The organism is candidate division WOR-3 bacterium (assembly GCA_011052815.1).
GTDB lineage: Bacteria > Hydrothermota > Tepidihabitantia > SM23-42 > SM23-42 > DRIG01.
This window is the reverse complement of record DRIG01000015.1, coordinates 1-6,948: the sequence shown is the minus strand read 5'-3', so window position 1 is coordinate 6,948 and position 6,948 is coordinate 1. Positions and strand designations below refer to the sequence as shown.

The 6,948-nt window shown below is 43.9% G+C and carries 8 protein-coding genes; 4 read left to right on the top strand and 4 right to left on the bottom strand.

Going from position 1 to position 6,948, the window contains the following annotated elements; all coding sequences use genetic code 11:
• Nucleotides 1–323: 323 nt before the first annotated feature.
• Both ENI34_01170 and ENI34_01165 read right to left on the bottom strand, forming a co-directional pair.
• Nucleotides 324–917 carry a hypothetical protein gene (locus ENI34_01170; protein HEC77737.1) on the bottom strand — a complete coding sequence of 198 codons (594 nt, stop codon included), beginning with the start codon at nt 915–917 and terminating at the stop codon, nt 324–326.
• 24 nt (nt 918–941) lie between these two features.
• Nucleotides 942–1,448 (bottom strand): hypothetical protein, encoded by a 507-nt coding sequence (locus ENI34_01165; GenBank protein ID HEC77736.1) that lies wholly within the window; start codon nt 1,446–1,448, stop codon nt 942–944.
• Nucleotides 1,449–1,818: 370 nt separating this feature from the next.
• On the opposite strand from ENI34_01165, the gene ENI34_01160 reads away from it, so the two are divergent.
• From ENI34_01160 to ENI34_01145, 4 genes are read left to right on the top strand one after another with little or no spacing between them, the layout of a single operon-like run.
• Complete coding sequence (locus ENI34_01160; protein HEC77735.1) at nt 1,819–2,595, top strand: outer membrane lipoprotein-sorting protein; 777 nt, start codon at nt 1,819–1,821, stop codon at nt 2,593–2,595.
• Between the two features lie 45 nt (nt 2,596–2,640).
• Nucleotides 2,641–2,895, top strand: coding sequence for a TIGR04076 family protein (locus ENI34_01155; GenBank protein HEC77734.1), 255 nt, complete (start codon nt 2,641–2,643; stop codon nt 2,893–2,895).
• Nucleotides 2,896–2,919: 24 nt separating this feature from the next.
• Nucleotides 2,920–3,900, top strand: a complete 981-nt coding sequence (locus tag ENI34_01150) for a D-glycerate dehydrogenase (GenBank protein HEC77733.1) — start codon at nt 2,920–2,922, stop codon at nt 3,898–3,900.
• Entirely contained in the window at nt 3,897–5,030 is a 1,134-nt protein-coding gene (locus ENI34_01145) for a glycerate kinase (GenBank protein HEC77732.1), read from the top strand. Before ENI34_01150 ends, ENI34_01145 begins: the two co-directional genes overlap by 4 nt.
• Here ENI34_01145 and ENI34_01140 read toward each other — a convergent pair.
• Complete coding sequence (locus ENI34_01140) at nt 5,024–5,665, bottom strand: YfcE family phosphodiesterase (GenBank protein HEC77731.1); 642 nt, start codon at nt 5,663–5,665, stop codon at nt 5,024–5,026. The genes ENI34_01145 and ENI34_01140 overlap by 7 nt on opposite strands.
• A 9-nt stretch (nt 5,666–5,674) precedes the next feature.
• Nucleotides 5,675–6,892 (bottom strand): glycosyltransferase, encoded by a 1,218-nt coding sequence (locus ENI34_01135; protein ID HEC77730.1) that lies wholly within the window; start codon nt 6,890–6,892, stop codon nt 5,675–5,677.
• Nucleotides 6,893–6,948: the final 56 nt, after the last annotated feature.

The window sequence follows — 6,948 nt, the reverse complement described above, 5'->3', positions numbered from 1 at the left end:
TCGGATGATAAAAGGCTTGAAATCCTTTTCAGTTATGAGAAGGAAGTAAAGGCTTTCGCGAATGAATTGATGAAGAGAGGAAGGACAGAGGAGGCAAAGAGGGTGCTTGAGCGAGCGGAAAGAATAGTGAGTAGCAAGTAAAGCGTAGAGCGTGACGGCGTGTCGGAGAAACGATCCGAACGCTCCAAGCGATATTAACGAACCAAACGAAATTACCGACGGTTTGATTTGTTGATTTGGTTAAAACCTGTAAACTAACGCCTACGGCTGTAAATTAAACGCTTCGCTGAAAGCAAACAAACTAAATGGACCAGATGAACGCTCTAAACGCTCTCCCTTCTGTCATTCTGAGTCCGCCGCAGGCGGACGAAGAAAAAGGGAGTATAATAAATGTTGTGTATGAGACACTGTTCTGCTTCAGATGAATCTTGACAAAATGCGATTACGAAATATTTAAGAAAGGTTAAGTATTGTTTCCGTTTAAGCCAGACTTGCGCCATGAAATTTTTATAGGTATTTTGGTAATTGAGGATTAAATGTTCAAATTTGGGCAGGGCAGTTTCAAAGGAATCAGTAAGTTTTAACTGACTGAAGCGATCTTTGAAGGTTTTGCTATCTTCTTGAGACATATTGCGGGTGATATTCCGTTTGAAGTGTGTCAGACAGAGTTGGTGGTCAGTTTGGGGAAAGAGTTCTTTAATTACCTCTTTAAGGCCGGGGAAATCATCGGAGATAATCAACGAGACCCGCTGGAGTCCCCGACTAATAAGGTCATTGAAAATCCTTAACCAGGCTTGTTTTTTCTCGCTCCCAGACTCAAGATAAAAACCGACGAGGGTTTTCTTCCAATTTAGCGTGACGCCGATGATGGTGTAAATGGTAATGGTTCTGACTTTGCCTTTTTCTTTATCTTTCATCTCGGTACGGTAGGCATCAATATATTATAGGGCGAAGACATCCTGGGGCAGTTCTTTTTGAATAAAGTCGTAATAGCGATTTTTTAGTTGTTGGGTGATATTTTCGATCTCTTTTGGTGAATAGTTTAGATTTAAACAGGATAAGATATTTCTCAGGTTATTAGGTGAATAACCATTCTGGATTAAAGCTGCCAGCAGTTGGTCATAACTTTCCTCGGTTCGTTTGTAAGGTTCTGGTAAAAGCGAGGGTCGGAAATTATAGACTCTGGTGCGAGGTACCTTAAGGGTTAACTTTCCCATTGAAGTTTGTAATCCTCGGGAATAGAAGCCATTGCTGACATCACCGTTTTTCTGAGTAAATAATCCCCGTTCAGTGCGTATTAGATCATTGACCATCGCTTCTAAAAGCTCCTTAAGGCTTTTGTCAATAAAATCCCGCAGATTATCAGAATCTCCTAAGACCTCAGTCACCTTTTCCTTGATCGCCTGCTTCGCTATCTGTTCCATTGGATTTTTGTCCTTCTTTTTCATCTTTTTCTCCTTTCTTTTCCCTTTTCTTACTTATCTTATTCTTACCTCTTTTTCCCTTCTTTTCAAGAGTCTCATACACAACATTTATTATACTCCCGTAATTCAGTCGGTTTCAGGGATGAATAACTTAATCATTCCGACAAAAGAGCTGTGTGCCGGCGTGTATTTTTTGAGGTTTGAAGCTGAAGAGTATAAAAAGACCGAAAAGATAATTGTGTTGAAGTAATCGTTTGAGTAAAGATAAGAATTAAAAAGGAATCAGGAGGGCTTCCAGGATTATCAAGCTTGACACAGAGGTCAAATTAAATAAAATAACAGTGTATTTTCTGGAAAACTTCTGACATCTTTGCATTCTGATTAAGGAGGTAATATGTCAAAGAATAAAATCCTGTTGAGTGTATTTTTTACACTCCTTATTGTATCCGGCAGTGTGTATGCTGGTGACTGGCAGACGATATTAAAAGGTATCAAGGACAAGTATGCGGGCTATCAGGATAAGATTAAGGACATCATGATAATCAGAGAGAACAGACTCGACACTCCAGAGGGTGAGATAACCTCTGATTCCAAAACCTATAAAAAAGGTATAAAGTTCAGAAACGAAATGGTGATGGAGATGCCGAATATGCCGCAAGGTATGCCCGCGATAAAGACGATAGTTATTTATGACGGTGAAGATACCTGGATGATATCACCGTTCATGGGAAAGAAGAAATTACCCGCTGACCAGGCCAGAGGTTATAAACGTCAGGAAGATTGGTGGACCTGGTTGTCTGAGAACGGAGAATTGGTCGGTTCTGAGAAGATCGATGATCAGGATTGCTACATTGTAAAACTTGATGTCGAAAAAACCCCTTATTCCAGGATATGGATAACCAAAGAGGATTTTGCAGTTATAAAGGCTGAATTCAAGGATAAAGACAAAAGCGGTGTCATTCGTTTTTCCGATTATAAAGAATTGAGTGGATTCGCTTTTCCATATCGAATTGATATCTATATGGAAGGCGAACATCAGGCTTCGATGCTCGTTAAATCCGCCGAGGTCAACACCGGTCTTTCCGACGAACTTTTCGACCCGGACAAGGTCGAGATGCCGGACATGCAGGAGATGATGAAGTACATGCAGAAAGGGGCGGGCACCGAGTAGAATAATCCACAAAGGGATTTAGTGATTTGATGAAAAGGAGGATCTGTGTTGGGACATAAAATAATCATCACCGTGGTCGAGCAAACAGGAGTTTGTGATGCAGGTCATAAACAGGGGCAGCAATACACCTATGAAGGTAAGTTGCCTGATATCTGCCCTGCTGCCTGGCACGCATTCTATCCTTATCTGCGCGTGCTGCAGTTCGGCGGTGATCTTCCCTGGGAAGAAAAAGGGGAAGCCTATATCGCATGTCCTGATCACAAAAACCCGGTGGTTTTTAAGATCGAAAGAAAAGATTAGTTTTTTAAGAGACAGTTTTTAAAAATGATGAAACCGAAAGTACTGATTACACGGAATTTACCGACGTCTGCAATAGACCGCCTCAGAAAATACATAATCGTCGAGATAAATCAGAAAGATGAAGTTATGTCGAGAAAGGAACTTGTCGAAAAGATAAAGGACAAAGACGGACTTCTCTGTCTGCTCATCGACAGGATAGATACCGAAGTTATGGATGCCGGCGAACGGCTGAAAATCATCGCCAATTATGCGGTCGGCTATAATAATATAGACCTCAAGGCGGCGACCGAGAGAAAGATCGCGGTGACCAATACACCGGGGGTTTTGACCGAAACGACCGCGGATCTTGTGTTCGCATTGCTCCTGGCCGTGGCGAGAAGAGTTGTTGAAGCAGACGGATTTTTACGAAGAGGAGAGTTTAAAGGTTGGTCTCCGATGTTGTTTCTGGGAACCGATGTATATAAAAAGACACTGGGGATCATCGGACTGGGGCGAATTGGAAAGGCAGTGGCGAAAAGGGCGCGGGGTTTTGCTATGAGAATCATCTATTATGAACCGCAGCGTTTGAGCCCTGAGACCGAAAGAGCATATTCAGCAGAATACAGACCCTTGAATGAACTTCTTAAAGAGGCTGATTTTATTACTATTCATACACCGTTGACAGACAGCACCCACCATCTGATCGGTGAAGAGGAATTTTCCTTGATGAAAAAGAGCGCATATCTGATTAATACTTCACGAGGACCGGTGGTTGATGAGAAGGCGCTGGTCAGGGCGTTACGCAATAAACTTATTACTGGATGTGGTTTAGATGTTTATGAACAGGAGCCCGCAGTAGAAGAAGAGTTGCTGCAACTGCCGAATGTCGTGCTGCTTCCCCATATCGGTTCTGCCTCGGTTGAAACGAGAACCAGGATGGCTGAGATGGCGGTTGAAAATCTGGTTGCATTTCTCGTTAATCATAAAAAGCCGCCGCAAATTCTCAATCCAGAAGTATTTGAATGAAGATTCTTATCGCCCCCAATAGTTTCAAGGAATCATTGACCTCGATCGAAGTCGCCCGTTGTATTGCCCGGGGATTGAAGAAGGCGTCGCGCCGCTTCAAGATTATGGAACTGCCGCTCGCCGACGGAGGTACAGGTACTGCCCAGATAATCACCAAGGCTTTTGACGGAGAGTTTATCCAGAAGAAAGTTTCAGGTCCATTGGATGATAAGGTCACGGCGAGTTACGGAGTAATAAAGGAACAGGGCGTTGCGGTTATCGAACTTGCTGAAGCCGCAGGTTTGAGATTGGTTCCGAATCAGAAACGGACGCCGCTTAATACCACGACCGCAGGTGTGGGAGAATTGGTCAGAGATGCGATCGAACGGGGATATTACAAAATCATTCTGGGTATCGGTGACAGTGCCACGATTGATTGCGGGGTGGGTGCTTTGTCCATACTGGGTGTCAAATTCCTTGATGCACAGGATCAGGAGATTTCACATAATTGTCGAGGGCTCCTCGATTTAAAGAAGATAGAGACGTCAGCCATCACCAGACAGGTAAGGCGGACAAAGATAACCGTTGCTTCGGATGTAAAGAATATTTTGACCGGAAGATACGGTGCGTTGGTGTATGCAAAACAGAAAGGCGCTAAGCGGAAGGATATGCCATTGATTCTCAAAGCACTCAGAAATTTCAAAAGGGTTATTGCCAAACAATTCGATATCAACCTGGACAAGATTCCCGGTTCCGGCGCCGCCGGCGGAATCGGCGGCGCCTTTGCCGCACTTTTAAACGCCCAGATATTATCGGGTTTCGGTCTTGTTCAGGAAATAGTCAGGTTGGAAGACGAAATAAAGACCAGCGATTTGATAATTACTGGTGAAGGAAGAGTCGACCAGGAAACATTCTACGGAAAGACCCTGAAAAATGTAATTGACATGGCGTATATTTACAGAAAACCGGTGATACTCATCGCCGGCAGAATTGCAAGCGACGTCAAGATTTTAAAAAGGTATCATGTGCTTGAACAGTACAGTCTGATAAAGACTTCAAGGAGCGTGAAGAAGGCGATCAGTGATGCACCGAAACTGCTGGAGAATATCGCCTATCGGATCGGCAGGGACCTGCTTCTTTCTTCTCAATAGAGTTTATAACTGATTTTTTCCGTTATATCTATTAATACATAATGTTTTGGAAACGGGCCGGGATTGATGATTATTGTTTTCCCGATTTTGTCGACACCCACGGCTTCGTGGATATGTCCACACAGCACAAGATCAGGTTGGTATTTTTCGATGAACTTTCGGATTGAATTGCTTCCGACATGGAAACCGGTGAAGGTCCTGTCGACCCTTGTCTTTGCCGGCGGTGAATGGGTGACCATAATGTGAAAAGCAGCATCCTTTTCTTTCTGAAAGTTTTGGAGGAGTTTTTCTATATCTGATTCGCTGTATTCCTGGGGTGTATTGAATGGAGTTCTGCTGCAGCCGCCGATTCCGAAGAATACGATGTCATTGTTCTTCTTCGTTTCGCCGTGCAGATTGACACCGCTGTCAATGAGTTTCTGGTTGACTCCGGTTGTATCGCAGTTGCCGGGTACTGCGAGGATTTTTTCATTCAGCTGTTTGAATTCGTCGATGATTTCAGCTGCATCGTCGGCGCCTCCGAAGTTCGTTATGTCTCCGGCGATCAGAAGCAAGTCGACTTCACCGATGATTTTGAGTATATCGGCGCTGAAATTTTTTCTGCCGTGGATATCCGTGATTCCGAGAATCCTCATACAGCCGATTTAATAGCGCTTCAATATTTCATTCACCAATTTAAGGTAGTCCAGTAGCAGACGTGTGATAAGAAAATTATTTTTTACGACAACCCTGCCTTTTTTTCCGAGTTTTTTCGCCAGTTTCGGGGATTTGAGTATCTCCAGAACAGCCGCTGCAAACTGTTTTGTATTTCTGGGCGGAACGAGAAACCCGTTTTCTCCGTTTTTTATCTGGAGCGGTATACCGCCGACCTTTGCTGCAACAACCGGTTTTTCCTTCCAGAGTCCTTCGGTCACTGTCAAGCCGAACCCTTCTCGTAATGACTTCTGGATTATCACGGCTGATTTCCGCTGCAGGGCGTTTACGAGGATATTATTCAACGAGGTTATCAAAATTATATCGTTGTTTTTTGTATGGTTGCTTGCTTTTTTCCTCACCCTTTCATAGGTCTGGCTGCTTTCCGGATCGTCGGTGGCGGCACTGCCGCAGAGCACTAACCGGCAGTCTACCTTTTCTTTTACAAGTCTGAAAACATCAACGACTCCTTCTGGGTCTTTCCATTTGTCGAAACGGGATATCTGACAGAGAATAGGTTTGTCAGTTGGGACCTTGAACTTCTTCAGGGTTTTTTCGATCACCTTTTCACTGATTTCGATGTTCTTCGACGAAAGGGGGTCGATCGCCGGATGAATGACTCTCTGTTCGACCGGCAGATCCTTCCTTCGGTACTTCTTATGGGAAATAATGACCATATCATATCTCAACACGTAATTTTTCAGAAAATTCCAGAGTTTCAGATTGGGGTGGGAGAGGTCTACATGAACCCGCCATATCCAGGGCTGTCTTTTTTTGTAGAATTTGATAAGGGGCAGGGGTTGAGGGTCATGGACGATTACACAGTCGTGGTCTATGTGATTATAAGTGGAGAAGTCCTGATTCGCCTCTAGGTAGAGTTTCTTTTTCATCTCAGTGAGATGGATGGTGTCGCCCTGGAGGGCGTTGTGGAATTTTTTGGTGATATTGAAGAAATCCGGAGAGCCGCGCAGATGTCGCCAGCCTGTTTCAGCACCCGTGTCGTTCATCAACGGAACCAGGGCGCTCAGCATTTCAGCAACACCGCCGCCGTAATATGTCGAGTTGATGTGCACAATCTTCCTGCCGCAAAGCTGTCGGGCGAACTTGAATATTTCATACATTACCTCTCCATCAACAATCTTTGCATAATCGTCTATTCTATGCGCCATCTCTTGATGCTCCTTTCTTAAAAAGATTGTGCTAAGATTATATATATATTACGAAT